Origin of the sequence: Vibrio splendidus (assembly GCF_024347615.1) — a bacterium.
Lineage (GTDB): Bacteria > Pseudomonadota > Gammaproteobacteria > Enterobacterales > Vibrionaceae > Vibrio > Vibrio splendidus.
The window spans coordinates 879,984-897,596 of sequence record NZ_AP025509.1; the positions used below are offsets into that span (position 1 = coordinate 879,984).

A 17,613-nucleotide genomic window follows, 5' to 3' on the forward strand; every position below is an offset into this window, starting at 1 on the left:
TCCCTTTTCTATTTTCTTATTCGTATACTCTCATCGACTAGTTAAAGTAGCTACCTTTCACCAAATGCGACACTGACATTGGTGTAGATCGGTTTCCATAAATACTGGAAAACGGACTTCTCACCGGTTGTAATATCTACCTCGCCCGTCATACCTGGCAAGATAGAAAAGCTCTCCGGATTATCACGGAAATAGGGAACATCCACCGAGACGACGACTTCATAATAGATCTCGCCACGTTCGCTTTGACTTGTGGTCGGTGAAATACTCTCAACCGCTCCTTTTAGCGCCCCAAAGCGGCTGTAATCAAACGCATCAATCTTGATACGAGTCGGCTGCCCTACACTAACAAAACCAATATCTCTTGGCGATAAACGCGCTTTAAAGTCTGCTTTCCCACCAACAGGAACAATTTCAACCACTGTCCCACCCGGCTGAATAACACCTCCGTTCTGTGTACTTGGCAGGCTTTGCACCAAACCTTGTAGCGGCGACACTAACATGGTGTAGGTCAGTTTCGCTTGGCTTGAACGTACTCTGGCGTTCAGGGCTGACAAGTCAGAGACGGCTTTAGAACGATCATCGCTCACTTTAGCTTTCGCCTCGGCCAGAAGCTGTATAATTTTTTGGTCATTACTGTCAGCTTGTCTAATCAATACCGACTTCTTGCCACGAGCTTCTTCAATTTTCTGCTCAATACTGGCCAGTTTCTGACGCATTTCAAGCACACGTAAGCGTGAAATGTTGCCCGATTTATAACCCTTTTCCAGTATGTTCAACTCTTGCTTAGTCGCATTTAACTCTTTCTCATAACTCGGCAAGGCCTTTTCTACGCTACGAAGCTGCTCTGCAATTTGCTCGCTCTCTTTCTCAAGCACCACACGCTTTTGGAAGTAGAGGGCTTTTTGCGCGTTTAGCTGCGCTTTTTGTTGGCTGACGATCTCTGGGTAATCGACCTCAAACTCAGCAAGGTTAGGCTCACGCTGCTCAAGCAGCGCATTCATACGTTCCACACTGGCTAGAAGCGTCACTTGTTGGGACTTTAGCTCTTCAAGGGCGGTACGCTGGAAAGTGGCATCAAACTCAACAAGCGGCTGGCCTTTCTCTACCAACTGGCCTTCTTTAACGAGAATTTGCTTTAACTTACCGCCAATCGCGCTTTGTAATACTTGCTTCTCGCCTTCCGGAATCACAGCACCTTTGGCTTTGGCGATTTCATCAACTTGAGTGACTACAGACCAAGTGGCAAAAGCAATAACACATAAGGCAACCGACCATGTGGCCAGCGCCAATGTACGAGCCGTATTTTGTGATTCAACAAGTTCACCGTAGCGCTTGCCCTTCTCGATAGATTGTTTAGTCATTAGCGACTCCTTGCTTAGACTTTGATTGTTCTTGTTGGGCTGCATTTTGTTGAGCAGACGCCTCTTGAGTTGACGGCTGTAGCTCTTGAGATAACGGTTGCTCAGATAACAGCGGTTCTTGAGAAGCTTGAGGCTCTGAAGGCTGTTCCTGCTTCGAAGACTGCTCCGGCTCTAATGGACCGGCATAAACCACTGCACCTTCATTTAATACCACCACTTTATCGGCAAGCTTGATTAAATCCGGATCGTGGGACGTGTAAATCACCGTTGCTTTTCCTTTTTTCGACTGCACAAACTCACCAAATATACGTTTAGCATTTGGGTGAGCATCAGGCACAGGATTATCCATTAAGAACATTGGGTAGTCATAAACCAGCGCTTTCGCGTCAATGAGGATCTGCGCGACGCTGCCAGACAACATGTCAAAAAGGCTGTCCGGCTGAATACTGCTGATGGAAGTATCGAGCCCACCTGATAATGTCTCGAACCAACGCTTTCCTCCCACAATTTCAATTGCAGAGATCATTTTCTGATCTTCGACTTTGTGACCGTCGTTTAGCCACTCTCGAATACTCAGCGTAAGCAAATCAGGATATGCGGCTCGAATGAAACACCAGTGGCGATAAAGCTGCGGATCGTATTGAACGAGGTTAACGCCTTCAAGCTCGACCATGCCGTTTTGGATAGGCTGCAAGCCAGACAGCACTTCAATTAATGTTGATTTACCGCTCCCAGAAGGGCCGGTAATCGCGACAATTTCACCGGCTTCAATATCAAAGCTCACACCATTCAAAGCGGGGCGACTCTGTTTAGGATAACGCAGTGTCACTTGGTCTAATTTCAAGTTAGGCGCTACCACAGGTAACGGGTGATGCTGGTAACTGAATTCACGCTCAGATGGCTGAGACAAAATACGGTTCACTTGCAGCTTGGATTGATTAAAGCTATTAAAACGCATCGCGCTGTTTGCCAACACCTGAGCTGGGCCAGTCACCTTAGATATCAACATCATTGAAGCAATCAAACCACCGGGCGTCATCACTTGTTCAAAAATAAGTCCTATTCCTAACCCCATCACGGCGAGTGTCGACCCCACACCAATGAAATAGTAAATCGAGGTGTACCGGCTCTGGAGAACCGATTGATTAAAGGTCACTGTTGAAGCAAGAAGATTGGCCTTTTTGAAACGTTGAATCCAGTGCTCTGAGAATCCAGCACTGCGAATAAAGGCAAGCTTGGATGACAGTTCATTGGTCATGTTTTGACGATTCGTACCTGCCACTGTCGATTGCATTGAGCGCTTACTGCTAGAGCGTATCGAGCGTTTTGCTAGCAAGTAATAAAGGATTAAAGAGACGACTGGAACCAGTACCAACCATCCGCCTAAAACACCTATCGCAAGTACAAAAATAAGAATGAATGGCAGATCAAACAGCGCATTTCCTAATGGCCCCGATAGCACACCTGAAATACGCTCTGACAGCATCACTTGGTTTTGCTGACTAGAAGAAGCTGTTTGCTGATTTTGAGCATAGCTATTACGAAGCAGACGCTGCACGAGGGATTGAGAAATCTCACGACTTACTCGGTTGGAAACTGAAGCAAACACTCGGCTACGTAATGTTCTCAACCAACCCATCATCACAAACAACAACGCCGCGCCAATGGCGATACCTTGCAACTCATGCCCTGCATCACCACCAATCACATGGTCATAAATCGACATCGTGATGAAGGGAACAGCAAGCGCAAATAAGTTAGTGATAAAGCTGACCAACAACAATTTAGGAATGATGGGACGAAACGCATGTAACCTTTCGCCAACCCAGTCAGGAGAGGCCTTCTCTAATGGTGGCCCATCGATAACGATGAAAAACTGAGGGACATCGGTGATGTCGTCATTGGCGTTAAAAGCAACAAATTGCTTGGATTCTAAATGACCAGAGACCAGCTCATGTTCACCAAGTACCAGTAAGACCAATTTATGTTCACCAACTTCATCTAGGTTGGCAACCAAGCGATAAGGCAGTGCAAGCCTGTCGAACAAGGCAAACATATCGTCGATTGATTCAATGCCATTTTCATCGACCCATTGATGTGCGAACAACTGGATATTAGCATTCACTTCCAACTGCTTAAGAACGGAAAGGCTCTCGGTTTCTAAATGATTCATCACCTCTTGTCGACCGCTGGTATCTGCACGGTTGTTCTTACCTGAAGGGTTACCAATATCTAAACGATTCATACGACGGCCTCCTGAGTGCTCTCGCTGTCGACCGTAATAGCTCGACTTTCCACTGTAATGATTCGATTAGCCAATTCGCGAAGCTTAGAATAGTAGCTCACCATCAGTATCGTCCGCCCTGCTGTTACTTCTTCTTCCAACACCTTAGCTAAATTCCCAAGGGCGTCTAAATCAAGTGAAGAATCCGGCCTTTCCAACATGATTATGGGTTTATCACTTGCCAATTGAGCCGCGATATTGAGCATTTTCACGTTACCCATACTCAACAAAGAAGCACTCGTATGGCCAATTTGTGTCTCGAGCCCATCGGGTAATCGAGTAATCTCTTTGGTTAAACCCAAACGCTTTGCATAGTCACTGGCGCTTTGCGTTTTCTCAGGGTCAAAACCGCACAAGTTGTCGAGAATAGTACCCGACACCAACTGCCCTTTAACGCCGCAGTAGGCCGCAATGTTGGTTACGGATGCGATTGAAACGGCAGCTCCGTTAATGAAGCACTCCCCCGCTTTTAGATCATCGATACCTGCAATCGACGACAATAAATGACTGTTGGTGTGGCGGTCCTCACTCTCTAACAATACCAACTCACCTTTATTCAGTGTGACATCTGCATGAGAGAGTTCACCGTATCTTTCAACGGTCGCTTGCTTAATTTCCAACGTCTCAAACTCAGATAAGTGGTTCTCAGCTTGCTCAGAACCTGAAAACTCAGATAGTGACAAGTCACTCAATTTTTCTATTGCCTGATTAGCACTGTGTATTGAATTAAGCTTGATTCTAACCCCAACCAGAGCACTCAAAGGCGCAACCGCTCTGCCAGATAAGATAGAACATGCCGCCAAGCCACCAGTAGTTAACTGACCATCCAACACCCACAAGCTCCCCGTAATTACGAGTAAAACTGACGTGGCTAATGCGGCAAGCTGAATACATTCTTGGGCAAAGGCGTTCTGTTCTTCTTCTCTCGCTTTAGACTGAGACCGAACGTTATTGAGGGATTTAAACTGATTGAAGATTCGAGACTCAACGGCCTGGCGTTTGATTCCCTGAATGGTTTGGCTTAGCAAAATCAAAAACGCTTTTCGCTCCTGCTCATCTTGGGAAGCCTCTTCACTTAAGCTTTTAACACGAATAGAAGATAACCAAACGATTCCAAGAGTAATCAGCCAAACTGCCAAAGGTATCGCCACCAGCTCACCGCCGATGTAAGCCACCAAGCCCAAGAAGATCAAGGCAAAAGGCAAATCAATAAAGCCTGCAATCACACCACCGGAATACCAATCTTTGACTTTTGATACTGAGCCCAGCCCCTCTTCCACGCCGCCAACACCAATGTGGCGAAGATGGCCTGATGAAGCCGTTGTTACTCTTTCAACCAAGGTTTGATAGGTCACTTTCTCGGTATTGCTGGCCGCGGCTGACAAAAGCCAAGTACGCACAAACCGGATTAATGCTTCCATGGCAACAGCCAACGCTGCACCCGCCAACAACAATGTGGCAGTACCGTAACTTTGGTTAGGTAAAATACGATCGTAAATTTGTAAAACCGTTAATGGAACGGCGAGAGAGAGAAGATTCATGAGTAAAGAAGGCAGTAGGACTTTCCCCACCACCCCTTTGTTTTTCATTGAACTTGCGGGCATACACAATCCTTATCCATGCTTATGAAATAAGACTGGTACACCATGTTCAGTATTGCAAGGTAACGGACTGATTTAACGTGTTTTTCAATATAAATATGACACAGATCTTTTTACACAAATCTGTGGCTAAACCCGTACCTTAAAAATGCTCGTTACAAGCGCTCCTTACAAACAATTGTCGTAATCCGTTATCGCCTGCTTTAGCTTTGAAAAGTCTGAGTTACATAAATACGGTTTCAGCGCTTCAAATTTATCTGAGGGCCACTCGTATATTTTGAATGACATGAGCTCGTCAATAACGAACTCATCAAAGCGGTATTTGACGACTTTAGCTGGTGAGCCACCGACAATGCTGTATGGAGCGACGTCTTTAGTCACCACACTATTCGCTGCGACTACAGCGCCTTCGCCAATCGTCACACCGGGCATCACCATCGCTCTCATGCCTACCCAAACCCCATCTTCAATGTGAGTATCGCCTTTGCCAATGTAGGCGTCGTCGATAACATCCATAAATGGATACAGTGAAAACCAATCAACTCTGTGTGTATGGTTGCCACCCATTAAAATCACGACCTCTGCGCCAATACAGACATAATCACCGATATAGAGTTCGTCGATTTCCCATCGAGGCTCCCACTGGCGGCTGACTTCGTCGCCGTGTAAATAGCGCACTACCGATTGTTCAAAACCATTATCCCAGCAATCGCTGTAATAACTGTGTTGACCTTTTACATGAATATTGGGGTTGGTTACGACTTCATGCAGCAACTCGAATTTGGACCAATGCTTCTTTTGCATTTTTACCTCTGAATGATCTATTTAGTTTTATTCGTTAACGATCAAAATGTTCGACGGTGCAAATCCAAGGTGCACAAACTAACGCCCTATAAACACAGGGTTCACTGGGACTAATAGTGAGTATCACGCTTAAATCATAGCAATGTCGCTAAAACTAAAGAGACGTCAGTGGATTCGAGGTTGCTTAAGAAGAGGAAGTAGTTTCAAAGTTTGCTCAGTTTTTATCGATAACTTGGTTGGATAATTTACAGGCGTAGTGTAACTGTTTAGTCGCGCCAATTTGACAGGAAGATGTGATTAATAAGGTTTCAAATTTCGTTTCGTGGAATACGGAATGAACAAGAGCCTGCGCGATTACACAGGCTCAAACTTAGACTCGGCTATAAACTTCGGAGCTCGCTTGGAGCTAGGGTCAGCGACTACATGCGTGCAAGCTGTGCTTTTCTGTCTTTATTCACCACGCAGAAGTTACCGCGCTTAGTACGACACTTAGAGCACCGTTCGCATTCAACAGGGCTTCTATCCCCTTCCTTCCAACGCTTAACTAAATGGGGTTCAGAAAGCAGCGGTCTTGAAAGTGCGAAGTACTCAATGCCCGTGTTGTTTGCAATCGCTTCGATAGCATCAAAATCCGTTAGACCACCTACCGTGATCACTGGGATATTAACGTCTTGGCTGATCGCGTGACCATACTCATGGAAATAGCCTTCAGCTTGAATGGTAAAGCCATCGTGCGACTCGCCAATCATAGTGTCTGCTTTACCATGAATATTACCTGACACGACAATGCCATCCACGCCCATTTGTTCAAGCTTTTTACAAACAATACGTGTTTCGTCAAAGGTGACACCACCTTCAAAAAACTCCGATGCAGTGAGTTTAACTAAGATAGGGAAATCATCACCCACCAGCTTACATGTCGCGGTATAGATCTCTAACAAAAATCTCATGCGGTTTTCTAAGCTACCGCCGTATTCATCTTCACGTTGGTTGTAATAAGGGCTTAGAAATTGGTTAATCAGGTAAGTGTGAGCGGCATGAATTTCAACGCCATCAAAACCTGACTTCTGTGCTCTTAATGACGCTTGAGCAAAGGCATCAACAATGTAGTCGATCTCGCGTTTGGTCATCGCTTTGCCTAGTGTTTGAGTTCCTTTTTCTGGAACCTCACTTGGTGCGTAGATGACTCGTTCACCAAGATCATGTGTGGTTTTGGTGCCACCATAAGCCAACTGCATCACGATTTTAGAGTCGTTGTCGTGCACCAGCTGAGTCAGCTTCTGGTACTCTTCGATGAATGAGTCGTTATACATACCCATCATGCCCGCATTCGGCTTTTCTTCTTCAACGATGTTCGCGTAACCCGTCACGATCAGGCCGACTTCACCTTGAGCCAACTCTTCATAGATAGCGTAAAGCTTGTCTGTCATATGGCCATCTTCGGTGGCCATATTTTCCCACGTTGCACTTCTCATTAAGCGGTTCTTTAGTGTCATCTTGCCAATGTGGGTTTCTGTAAACAAAGTGCTCAAGTGTCTTCCTCTCAAAATCGTGTTACGCGAGTTACCCATCAAGCATGGGCACTGATTCAGGCGGATACTACAGAGAATAAACTAGGGAAAACTTAATCTAGATTAAGAGAGCGCCACTCTCATATGAGGAAAAGGCAGAAAGAGACAGCAAAAGAATAGAAAGGCAGGAATTAGAGAGAACAAAGGAAGCAAACAAAAGCCGCTTAGTTTAGCTAAACGACTTCAGGGATTTATAAGCTTATAGATTTATAGCTTGAAGGCTTTACTAAAAATCAGACTTAACAGCGTTATCCATATTGAACCGTAGGATCAACACACTGATAGATCTGCCCAATGCTCGCTTCATTGGTTAACAAGGCTTCAATAAGGCGCGCCACTTCTTGTCTATAAATCACACCATGAACTTCGACTTGCTGGGACAGCTCACCGTTGCCAGTCTCCTCACCGTCTAACAAGCCACCCGGACGTAAGATGGTGTAATCCAGAGAACTCGAGGTTAGCCAAGCTTCAGCCAACGACTTTTCACGAACCGCTGCGCCAAACCCTTTTCTAGATCGCTCCGACAAATACTGCCAAGAGTCACCACAACCTAGCGACGTTACCAGCACAAATCGAGCGATACCATTGGCTTCAAGCTCATCAGTAAGATGTCGGTGTCCAATGTAATCAACGGGAATGTCAGCTCTGAAGCTGCCCATACTAGAAACGACCAGTGTCGATTTAGGTAACTGAGCGACCACAGATTCAACCTGTTCTTTATCGGTAGCATCACAACGCAGTGTGGTGATACCAAGTTCAGCCAAGCGCGTGTTCTTCTCTGGGTTTCTCGCAATCGCTATTACTTGATAATCTTGTTTGTGAAAATGCTCAACAATTGCAGCACCCAGTCCACTTCCTGCTCCCCATACAACGACCGTACTCATAAAAAACCTCATAATATTCATGTTGTAGTGATACTAACCAGACAATTTAAACCGTTCCTTTATCGAGATCAACAAATGAGAATAAGTCTCAATGTTATTTTTATTTTTTTGCTGGCTTTCACTAATCCGCTCAAAAGCACGACCACTTATCATAATTAGACATTGGTTAATTGAATTGCCCAAACATGTCTACTAAAGTAATTTTAATACAATGACTTAGTCTCGGTGGTTATGAAAAAAGAACGCATTCAATACTCTTTCGACGTGTGGTTATTTATTCCTGATGAAGACAAACTCATCATGAATGATGAAGACGTGATCATCGACAATCGCTTGTCCAAGCTACTCAACTTCTTCTGCCAAAATCCTAAGATCGTATTCTCACGAGATGAGCTGATTAATGAAGTCTGGAATGGCTCAATCTTGACGGATCAGGTGATCACGCAAGTTATTTTTGAACTGCGCAAAATACTCAAAGCGGCTGAACGACATTCAATGGGACACATCATCACCGTGCCCAAACGCGGTTATAAACTGGATGTTGATGTCCACAAAACCATCTTAGTACCTGCAAGTGTCACCACAAATACCGTGTCAGTTACAGACATGAATCATGCACCTAATGCTTTTGGTTCCTTTCCTTCAACTCAATCAGACGCACCAGATACATCGCCAGTTTTGGATGAGGAGAAAAAACAACAAGTCGAACCAAAAGCAGAATCTATTACTGGTGAGAACCTAATAAGCGATCAAGGCTCAGAGGACAAATCCGTACTCGAAGAATCTAAAGAGCGTTCAATCGATGCAACCTCAGAAAAACCTGCTTCACAAGAGCCTGTTCAGCCTATTGATCCGCAACCTAGCGCTTCGAAACCTAGCGCTTCGAGACCTAGCGATTCGAGCTATGTCGATCCAAGCCATACCGATTCGAGTACAGCACAGTTCATTCAACAGTCACCTGTAAATAAAACAGCTAACGACAAACAAGCGCCTATCACAGAAAATAAACCGCAGAAAAGAACGTCTCGTGCTGTGATGTTTGGGGGCGCTATAGTTATTGCGCTTGGACTTATTTGGTGGACGTTAAAACCGACCAGCCCTACATCGGACGCCTTCGATTTGAGCAGTTTAAATACCGCCGCTAATGAATCAAACCAACCACTCGCTGACTCAAATCAATCAACGGAACAAAATCGTCTTAATCAAACAGCAGACAGCCAAAACCCAGAAGTCCACAAAGCACACGAATCTGTGCACTACTTGTCTTTAGAGCCTAGATATATCTACGTAAGTATCGATGACAACTTGAAGACGGATGCCTTTAAGCGTGGGATCATCCATAAATTAATGAGCTACTTGACCACCTATCGCGATTTTCGTGTCGTAGTCGATGAAACCTTGGTGCCGAATTCAGCCAACGTGATCAGTTTCAAGAGTGAAATTGATGGCGACAGAGAATACCTTGATATCACCTACTTCAACCGAATTTCTAATTTCAGACACCTAGGTCGAGATTACCTGATTGACCCGGCTTCACTCCACACGACCATGCGTTCAATGCTCGATGATCTATTGGATTCATTTAATTTGGATATTCAAAAATCGATATTGAAGCAGCAAATCTCTGAGTTACCCAAACAAGAAGAAGCCTTACAGCTCACCCTTGAAGCGCTCGGGCTCACCTTCATGACGTTAGACAGAACCGACACCTTGTCTAAGATCGCCCAAGCCAATGAGCTAGAACCCGACAACCACTTCGTTATGTCGAACCGTTACATGTATGAGCTTGCCGACATTTTTATAATGAGATCGAAGAATAAGAATAAGCAGGTTGAAGCGCTCAATAAGAAATTCAAAAAACAGTTACTCAATGCTCAGAACAATGCTAACTCTTATCGAGTCTATGACGCATTAGCAGCCTACTTCCTCACTGAAGATAACCCTGAACAAGCCGAGTACTATCTGAGCTTGATTCCGAGGAATGAATACAGTGTGATGTCTATGATTATCTTGGCAAAAATTGAAGAGTCTCAAGGCAACCCTTCAATGGCGGAAGAGTATTACTATGAAGCGATATTAGAATCTGGCCACCCTGTGGTTTTGAAAGTCGCTCAAACGTTGTTTTTCAAAAGTAACATCACCGAGATTGAATCCAAATTGGGTATCAACCAATGATTAACAGCTCTTAACTATTTGCTCTTAACTATTGGCTATTGGCTATTAACTATTAGCCGTTAGCTATTAATATAGCAAACACACCGCTTACTCAGGCGGTGTGTTTTTGGGTTCTCACAGAAATCAGTAATCGTTAATCGTTAATCGCTCAATCGTTGATAAAAAAGCGATAACCGCTATAAGGCATTGGTTAGCAGAATACCCACACCAATCCTTTCACTGTTGTAGTCATAATCAATCAAGCTTTCTCCATAGCCTTTGTAGTACTGGACATACCCTTGAAGCCGGCCATACAGAGGAAAGCTGAGTGATGTCTGTATTCCACCATACCCGGTTTGAAAGTTGTAACGACCCAATGCTGAAACCTCAAAACCATCCCACTTGTAAGCGCCAGACAATTCATAGTGACCGAGATAATCTTGAATATCAGGGTTGTCATCGCTACTGCTCGACTCAGGAATTCGGTACCAAGGCTGGAAATAAACCGCAAAGTCATCTTCGGTATACCCTAGCCCAACATAAGCGCGGTTCCAGCTACGACTAAGCTCTGCCGTTCGTCCGTTAGATTCATGCTCTAAACCCAAACGCGAAAACCACACACCATCAGCTGACTCGATGTTCAAAGGCGTTTCGTAAAAGATCTCTGGGCGATAGTTAGTCTCTCTAAATGGTGCCGAGATATCAGAAGAGTACGCCTGCCAAAATGATTTGAGCGTAAAACCAAAATAGATTTTGTCCGCTTGATTAAAAACACCATCATCGACCACTGGAATTTTCAAACTTAACTGCAGTTTGATCTCTTCATCGCTGAGGTCATCCGCTTTACCTCCGAATCGCTCATCCCCATAGGGCTGTGTATTCACGTTGGTCATATGAGTCACTGGCAAAATATAGTTCAAACGATAAGGCGTTATAACAAACGGGTTATCTTCAGTTGTGTACTCCATCTTCAATCGCGGGACTTTAGACTCAAGTGCACTTTCGCTGATTGAGTCTAAACCGACTTCGCTGGTTTCACCCGAGAACTTATTTTCGGGTGTTTTGTTTGATGTAACGGCTTCTTGGGATGCGCATTGCTGCTTTAACCACTCAATACTTTGTTGATTGGTTGCTTTGGCCAATGAAGACAAAATGCATTGCTCATAGCTTGCTCGTTCATCAACACCGATAGTATTGGCATACGCTGAAGCATTCACAGCGAGGCCAATAGCCAGTAGAGCAAGCATGTTTTTGTGTCCAGCTAGCTTTTCACCAACCCCAAGGCGTTTACTCGCGCTGTTCTGTTTACGAGCTCGCATAACTCTACCCTTGGTCTTTATCTTGGTAAGTCACTTCAAACGCAAAGTCGACCGCTTGCTGAGTAATTTGCTCAACGTTTTTATCAAGCATCTCAATGGTGATTTCTGATTTGTCGTTCTCAAGTACGCCATTATCGTTCACGACGAAAATACGACGACCAATAAGCTGAGATGAATCATGATCTTTCAGATCCACACTCGCCAATATACGAATAGAGCGATCACGAGTACCTGCTGCGTATTTTACAGCGCCGATAACCGAACCTACTGGGATAAACTCAGTCACACGCATGTCTTCAGGAATGTCATTGATATCATATAACTTCACGCTAATATCAAGCTCCTTGTTCTCCAAAACTACGTTCTTGTAGCCCTGTAATTTCTCAGCCAACTTCTCATCCATTTTCTTATGGATCTGTGCTTTAAATTGAGACTGAACCTCCTTTGATACATGCTGATCAACACCCGAGCTTTTCATGCTAACGGTTGTAAATTCAAATTGATTAAAGTGAAGTGACGCGCTGTCTTTCGCTATCCAAGAAACGCCTTTCCTATCATCATCAAACTGGCTATCAATAAAATAATGGTTTGAGTCGACGCTCTGGATTTCTTGTTTATCTGGCATGTTGCTTGAACAGCCAGCAGTGAATAAAACGAACAATGGGAATAGGTAATGTAGTTTCATGTGAACCTCTAGTTTTCTAAATTTTGAGTGCACGAATCCCTGAGCGATAAGGCTCATAAAATGGGACTCGTGTTGATTAAACTTTTATGTTTATTGGCCGCGTAAAGTAAGCAGCCAGATAACGGACTAAACTTCTTGTTCTTGCCCGCGGTGATCCGCAGCCAAGTAGGTGTATATCGTTGGCACAACGAACAGGGTGAATAATGTGCCCACCGACATACCAACCGTGATGACCAAACCAATCGAGAAACGGCTTTGAGCACCGGCTCCGCTTGCAATAAGCAGCGGTACGACACCGACAACCATCGCAGCTGTGGTCATCAATACTGGTCTCATTCGAACAGTCGCTGAACGAATAGCGGCCTCGCGTCGGCTACATTTCAATTCCTGTTGCATTTGGTTTGCAAACTCCACAATCAAAATACCGTGCTTACTGATTAAACCTATCAAGGTTACCAACCCCACTTCGGTGTATATGTTGAGCGTATCAATGCCCAAGTACAGTGGCATCAGAGCGCCAAAGATAGACAATGGCACACTGGTCAATACCACTAGTGGGTCTCGCAAACTTTCAAATTGAGCTGCCAGCACCAAGTAAATAATCACAAGAGCAAGGAAGAACGTCGTAACCAGTGAAGAGCCTTCTTGTAGGAACTGTCTCAATTGGCCTGAAGTGTCCGTCGTATAAGACTTCGGCAATATCTTCGCCGCCCCTTCTTCCATTACTTTATAGGCTTCACCGATACTGATTCCCGGCATCATTTTCGCTTCAATCATGGCGCTGTTAAGCTGTTGAAACTGATCCACTTTCGATGGCTGTACTGATTGGCTAATTTCAATCAATGACGCCAGTGGCACCATCTCATTGGTGTTAGAGCGTACGTGGTAGTTCTTCAAATCATCCCAAGAGTTACGGTTCTCGTTAGGTACTTGAGTAATAACTTGGTAGCTGCGCTGATCCATCGAGAAGTAATTCACGAAGCCTTCACTGATAAAGCGAGACAACACGGTACCAATATCTTGTGCGTTCACGTTCATCTGAGCCGCTTTATCGCGGTCGATGCGAATCTCTACCTGTGGCTTATTAAAATTCAGGTCGTTTTGCACATAGATGAATTTGCCACTATTTTGCGCGTACTCTTTCAGTTTTTCAGCGTACTGATAGAGATCTTGATAAGAACCCGTTGGCGTTTTCAGAACCATCTGGAATGGCAAGCCTTGCGGTGTGCCTGGCAAGTCCGGTGGAGAGAAGGTATACACCTGCAAACCCGGTAATACAGAACTCTCTTTTTCGAAACGTTGCATTACTTCTTTTGCCGTTGCTTCGCGTGAATCCCAATCTTTCAATACACCCAAACCAAAGAACGCATTATTGTTCATGTAACCGTTGTCTAGCATGGTCATTTCGACTTCATCGTTCTTGCTGATAGAGTCAATAAGAGCCGGAGTAAAGTGGCGAATGTAATCGGTATTCGCTTGTGCAGGACCTTGCCCCATCACAATCATCACGCCCTGATCTTCTTCAGGTGCCAGTTCAGATGAAGTATTCATAAACATGAACACCAAACTGATCAGTAACGTTCCTACCACTGGCCAAATATAAACACGGTTGTTCAACACATGTTCGAGCACTTTTCGGTAGCGCTCTGTTACGCCTGCAATCACTGCATCAATTTTCTTAACCAGTTTTCCGTCGAGAACCGATTTATTAAGCAGTTTTGAACACATCATCGGCGTTAGCGTTAAGGCGATGAAACCCGAAATGAGTACTGAACCCGCCAAAGTGAATGCGAACTCAGTAAACAGCTTGCCGGTGAGTCCTCCCATGAAACCAATCGGCGCATACACTGCGGCCAATGTAATGGTCATCGCAATAACCGAGCCTGCAATTTCACGAGCACTGTCTATTGCAGCCTTAATTGGGCTAGTGCCATCTTCTAAGTGGCGAAAGGTGTTTTCTACAACAACGATGGCATCATCAACCACCAGCGATATCGCTAATACCATGGCAAGCAGCGTCAACAGGTTAATACTGAAGCCCATGCTCAACATGAAGAACATAGAGCCAATCAATGACAAAGGAATCGTTACAAGTGGTATCAACATCGCTCGCATTGAGCCCAAAAAGGCGAAGATAACGATGACTACGATCAGTGCGGCTTCGATTAAGGTTTTCGCTACTTCGTCAATTGAGGTTTCGATAAACTTAGTCGAGTCATAGATTACATCCGCTTTAATACCTTCAGGTAAGCCTGCTTGGATCTGTGGAAGCAATTCGTAAATGCCTTCAACAACGGTCAATGGGTTAGATGTTGCCGTATTGCTGATCGCCGTTGATACGGTAGTCACACCATTGAACTCAACGTCTGAGTCGTAGTTTGCTGCGCCTAGTTCAACCGTCGCCACATCTTTTAAGTGCACCAGTTGCCCGTCGTGCGCTTTCAAAGCCATGTTCTTAAAATCGTCTACCGAACTTGAATCGGTATGAGCGTTAATATCAACTTCGATATAAGGGTTTTGCAACTTGCCCGCCGCACTCACAATGTTATTTGCACGAAGCGCGTTTTGAACATCTTCAGCCGTCAGACCATATGAAGCCAGTCGTTGAGGGTTCAGCCAGATTCGCATTGCAAAATCTTCTTGCCCCAATATGTCGACCTTTGACACCCCCTCAACAGTAGAGAAAGTCGGCTTAACTACGCGGCTCACATAGTCCGAGACTTGCTCCGTCTTCAATGTGTCACTCGAAAATGAAACATATAAGATCGGAGATTGAGACGTCGATTTAAGAATGCTCGGGTCCAATACACCCGACGGCAGCTTATATTTCACTTGCTGCACGAGAGACAAAATCTCAGTCAAAGCACTATCAGACGGATACCCTAGCTTCAAATAAACCGTGATAACCGACTTACCCAGAGCACTATCCGATGTCATGTAATCAATGCCCGCTGTTTGAGCAATTTCTGCCTGCAGTGGCTGCGTCACATACCCTTGAACGCTGGATGCACTGGCACCTGGATAACTCGTTGTAATGGTAATAACGCCCGTTTCAATTTCTGGATATTGGCGCACTTGCAGTGAGGTGAAGGCTTTAAGGCCTAACACCAACAGTACAAGGCTTAATACCGTAGCCAAAACTGGACGTTTGATAAATACATCAGTAAATGTCATGGGAGTTTCCTAGTTACTTTGCTTAGTACTTTTGTCAGTAATCAACGGATGTTGGTTATTAACCAGAACCCATCCACTATTCTTGAGTTGGTGTTGGTTTGAAGTCACAACAACATCCCCCTCTTTCAAGCCCGAAACCACACCAACATAACCGCCTTGTTTGGGGCCGACTTCAACAGTGCGCTGCACAACCTTGTACTCGTAAAATGGTGATGCATCGTTGCTCGAATGTTCGCTGGCCTTTTTAGTCGACGTATCCAACACAAACACGGTGTTTCCGTATAAGGTGTAACTGATCGCAACAGAAGGTACTGCCACGATAGTGTCCGATTCTGATGTGATTAACGTAGCGTCGACATACATACCCGCCTCTAACGGCACGGCTTGGTTAGCCATGGCTCTCAATTCGATATTGTGCGTGTTGCTGTCTGAGCTCGGTTCAATGGCAGAAATCGTGCCGTGAAAGACTTCGTCGTTCGTTGCTTCTGAATAAAATTGTAAATATTGCCCTACCTTCACATCGTGTAAATAAAGCTCTGGAATAGAGAAATCGACATATTGCTTTGATTTGTCTTCCAGCTCGACAATCGCTGTGCTTGAATTAATAAAGTCACCCACATCGATATTACGAATCCCAACGCTGCCAGAAAATGGCGCTTTCACTTTCATGTAGTCAATTTGCGTAGCAATATATTCCAGCTTTGCACCTTCAGCATTAAATTGAGCTTGTAGCTTATCAACCGAGTTTTTTGAAACACTGTTATTTCTAAGGAGCAATTTATTTCTCATCAATTCGACTCTAACCAATTCAACTTTGGATAGCTGGCTCTTATAGTTGGACTTCAATAACGCATCATCCAATTTAACAAGAACATCACCCTTATTTACTTGCTGACCTGAAGTAAAGAGAATTTCTTTCACTTGGCCTGACATTTGGCTCGTCACATCAATAGATTGATTAGAATGAATGTTACCAATGACTTTTAAACTTTTATCCCAAGTATCTTGATTTACTTTTTCCGTTGTTACAGATATAGCTGGCAATTTAAAATTAGCGACCTTCTCTTTGATCATTTCACCTTTTACATAATGAAAGCCAAATACAAAAGACAGTAATATAAAAAGAGCTGACCCGACAATAACGCCTTTATACTTACTCATGTGTTCACCTTGCTTTTTAAGTCTGGTCATTCTATCTATCGACACTGCCAATAAATCAAACTCATATAACATCCACCCAATCTTATATAAAATAAAAATCAAACCTTAAAAATCAAATACTTAAGATAAAAATATCAATCGGAACTCAATTTTTGTTTTATTGCTATTTTATTTGAACATGATTTATCTATTTTCTCGATCGATATAATTCTCATCGTTCCTTAAACAAATAAACGAGTTAACTATGTCGAATCAAATTAATCACACTAAAGTCGCTATTAAAGAAAAGATGAAACGTATATATGGAGAAGATGTTGACCATAAACATAATAAAGACCATTTAGAATATAGAGAGCATCAACCCTCTCATTCAGGTCAACATGGTGGCGACCCAGAAGGTCATAAGCATTTAGTCAATCACCATTCTGATGGTCATCATGATAAACATCACAAAGATAAAATGCATGATCATAAAAAATCATCGAGACTGCATCATAAAAAGTAGAAGGCTGGATGAAGTCCAGATTATTAAAAATAAAGCATTAGATCAGTTTATCAACCAAATATGGATTAATGCTTAATCAAACGTTAAACCAAATTAAAAAATGAAAT

General features: G+C 44.0%; 12 protein-coding genes. 2 read left to right on the forward strand and 10 right to left on the reverse strand.

What is annotated here, in order from left to right:
* Positions 1-50 precede the first annotated feature (50 nt).
* The 6 genes from OCU90_RS21195 to OCU90_RS21220 all read right to left on the reverse strand — a co-directional run bounded on the left by OCU90_RS21195 (position 51) and on the right by OCU90_RS21220 (position 8,508).
* Positions 51-1,364: an HlyD family type I secretion periplasmic adaptor subunit gene (locus tag OCU90_RS21195; protein ID WP_061025421.1), complete on the reverse strand. Its 1,314-nt coding sequence runs from the start codon at positions 1,362-1,364 to the stop codon at positions 51-53.
* Positions 1,357-3,609 carry an ABC transporter transmembrane domain-containing protein gene (locus OCU90_RS21200; RefSeq protein WP_061025419.1) on the reverse strand — a complete coding sequence of 751 codons (2,253 nt, stop codon included), beginning with the start codon at positions 3,607-3,609 and terminating at the stop codon, positions 1,357-1,359. The genes OCU90_RS21195 and OCU90_RS21200 overlap by 8 nt, the downstream gene beginning before the upstream one ends.
* Positions 3,606-5,252: an ABC transporter transmembrane domain-containing protein gene (locus tag OCU90_RS21205; RefSeq protein ID WP_061025418.1), complete on the reverse strand. Its 1,647-nt coding sequence runs from the start codon at positions 5,250-5,252 to the stop codon at positions 3,606-3,608. Before OCU90_RS21205 ends, OCU90_RS21200 begins: the two co-directional genes overlap by 4 nt.
* Before the next feature lie 165 nt (positions 5,253-5,417).
* On the reverse strand, positions 5,418-6,053 hold the full coding sequence (locus tag OCU90_RS21210) for a CatB-related O-acetyltransferase (protein WP_061025415.1): 636 nt from the start codon (positions 6,051-6,053) through the stop codon (positions 5,418-5,420).
* Between the two features lie 419 nt (positions 6,054-6,472).
* Positions 6,473-7,528 carry an NADH:flavin oxidoreductase gene (locus OCU90_RS21215; protein WP_240513380.1) on the reverse strand — a complete coding sequence of 352 codons (1,056 nt, stop codon included), beginning with the start codon at positions 7,526-7,528 and terminating at the stop codon, positions 6,473-6,475.
* A 344-nt stretch (positions 7,529-7,872) separates the two neighbouring features.
* Positions 7,873-8,508, reverse strand: coding sequence for an SDR family oxidoreductase (locus tag OCU90_RS21220; protein ID WP_061025411.1), 636 nt, complete (start codon positions 8,506-8,508; stop codon positions 7,873-7,875).
* Between the two features lie 231 nt (positions 8,509-8,739).
* Between OCU90_RS21220 and OCU90_RS21225 the strand changes: the two genes are divergently transcribed.
* Positions 8,740-10,683 carry a winged helix-turn-helix domain-containing protein gene (locus tag OCU90_RS21225; protein ID WP_061025408.1) on the forward strand — a complete coding sequence of 648 codons (1,944 nt, stop codon included), beginning with the start codon at positions 8,740-8,742 and terminating at the stop codon, positions 10,681-10,683.
* A gap of 176 nt (positions 10,684-10,859) precedes the next feature.
* Here the strand turns inward: OCU90_RS21225 and OCU90_RS21230 are convergent, their stop codons facing one another.
* The 4 genes from OCU90_RS21230 to OCU90_RS21245 all read right to left on the reverse strand — a co-directional run bounded on the left by OCU90_RS21230 (position 10,860) and on the right by OCU90_RS21245 (position 17,001).
* A complete protein-coding gene (locus tag OCU90_RS21230; protein WP_054542536.1) occupies positions 10,860-11,981 on the reverse strand; it encodes a phospholipase A in 1,122 nt (373 codons plus the stop codon).
* 4 nt (positions 11,982-11,985) lie between these two features.
* Positions 11,986-12,666, reverse strand: a complete 681-nt coding sequence (locus tag OCU90_RS21235) for a DUF3313 family protein (RefSeq protein WP_017081484.1) — start codon at positions 12,664-12,666, stop codon at positions 11,986-11,988.
* A gap of 126 nt (positions 12,667-12,792) precedes the next feature.
* A complete protein-coding gene (locus OCU90_RS21240; RefSeq protein WP_061025406.1) occupies positions 12,793-15,840 on the reverse strand; it encodes an efflux RND transporter permease subunit in 3,048 nt (1,015 codons plus the stop codon).
* 9 nt (positions 15,841-15,849) lie between these two features.
* Positions 15,850-17,001, reverse strand: coding sequence for an efflux RND transporter periplasmic adaptor subunit (locus OCU90_RS21245; protein WP_240513378.1), 1,152 nt, complete (start codon positions 16,999-17,001; stop codon positions 15,850-15,852).
* Positions 17,002-17,245: 244 nt separating this feature from the next.
* On the opposite strand from OCU90_RS21245, the gene OCU90_RS21250 reads away from it, so the two are divergent.
* Positions 17,246-17,506 carry a hypothetical protein gene (locus tag OCU90_RS21250; RefSeq protein WP_061025402.1) on the forward strand — a complete coding sequence of 87 codons (261 nt, stop codon included), beginning with the start codon at positions 17,246-17,248 and terminating at the stop codon, positions 17,504-17,506.
* Positions 17,507-17,613: the final 107 nt, after the last annotated feature.

What these genes read in the sequence shown, in the direction of transcription:
- OCU90_RS21205 (WP_061025418.1), bottom strand. Translation starts at nt 5,252, where the DNA reads ATGCCCGCAAGTTCAATGAAAAACAAAGGGGTGGTGGGGAAAGTCCTA.
- OCU90_RS21220 (WP_061025411.1), bottom strand. Translation starts at nt 8,508, where the DNA reads ATGAGTACGGTCGTTGTATGGGGAGCAGGAAGTGGACTGGGTGCTGCA.
- OCU90_RS21195 (WP_061025421.1), bottom strand. Translation starts at nt 1,364, where the DNA reads ATGACTAAACAATCTATCGAGAAGGGCAAGCGCTACGGTGAACTTGTT.
- OCU90_RS21225 (WP_061025408.1), top strand. Translation starts at nt 8,740, where the DNA reads ATGAAAAAAGAACGCATTCAATACTCTTTCGACGTGTGGTTATTTATT.
- OCU90_RS21230 (WP_054542536.1), bottom strand. Translation starts at nt 11,981, where the DNA reads ATGCGAGCTCGTAAACAGAACAGCGCGAGTAAACGCCTTGGGGTTGGT.
- OCU90_RS21235 (WP_017081484.1), bottom strand. Translation starts at nt 12,666, where the DNA reads ATGAAACTACATTACCTATTCCCATTGTTCGTTTTATTCACTGCTGGC.
- OCU90_RS21250 (WP_061025402.1), top strand. Translation starts at nt 17,246, where the DNA reads ATGTCGAATCAAATTAATCACACTAAAGTCGCTATTAAAGAAAAGATG.
- OCU90_RS21210 (WP_061025415.1), bottom strand. Translation starts at nt 6,053, where the DNA reads ATGCAAAAGAAGCATTGGTCCAAATTCGAGTTGCTGCATGAAGTCGTA.
- OCU90_RS21200 (WP_061025419.1), bottom strand. Translation starts at nt 3,609, where the DNA reads ATGAATCGTTTAGATATTGGTAACCCTTCAGGTAAGAACAACCGTGCA.
- OCU90_RS21245 (WP_240513378.1), bottom strand. Translation starts at nt 17,001, where the DNA reads ATGAGTAAGTATAAAGGCGTTATTGTCGGGTCAGCTCTTTTTATATTA.
- OCU90_RS21215 (WP_240513380.1), bottom strand. Translation starts at nt 7,528, where the DNA reads ATGAGAAGTGCAACGTGGGAAAATATGGCCACCGAAGATGGCCATATG.
- OCU90_RS21240 (WP_061025406.1), bottom strand. Translation starts at nt 15,840, where the DNA reads ATGACATTTACTGATGTATTTATCAAACGTCCAGTTTTGGCTACGGTA.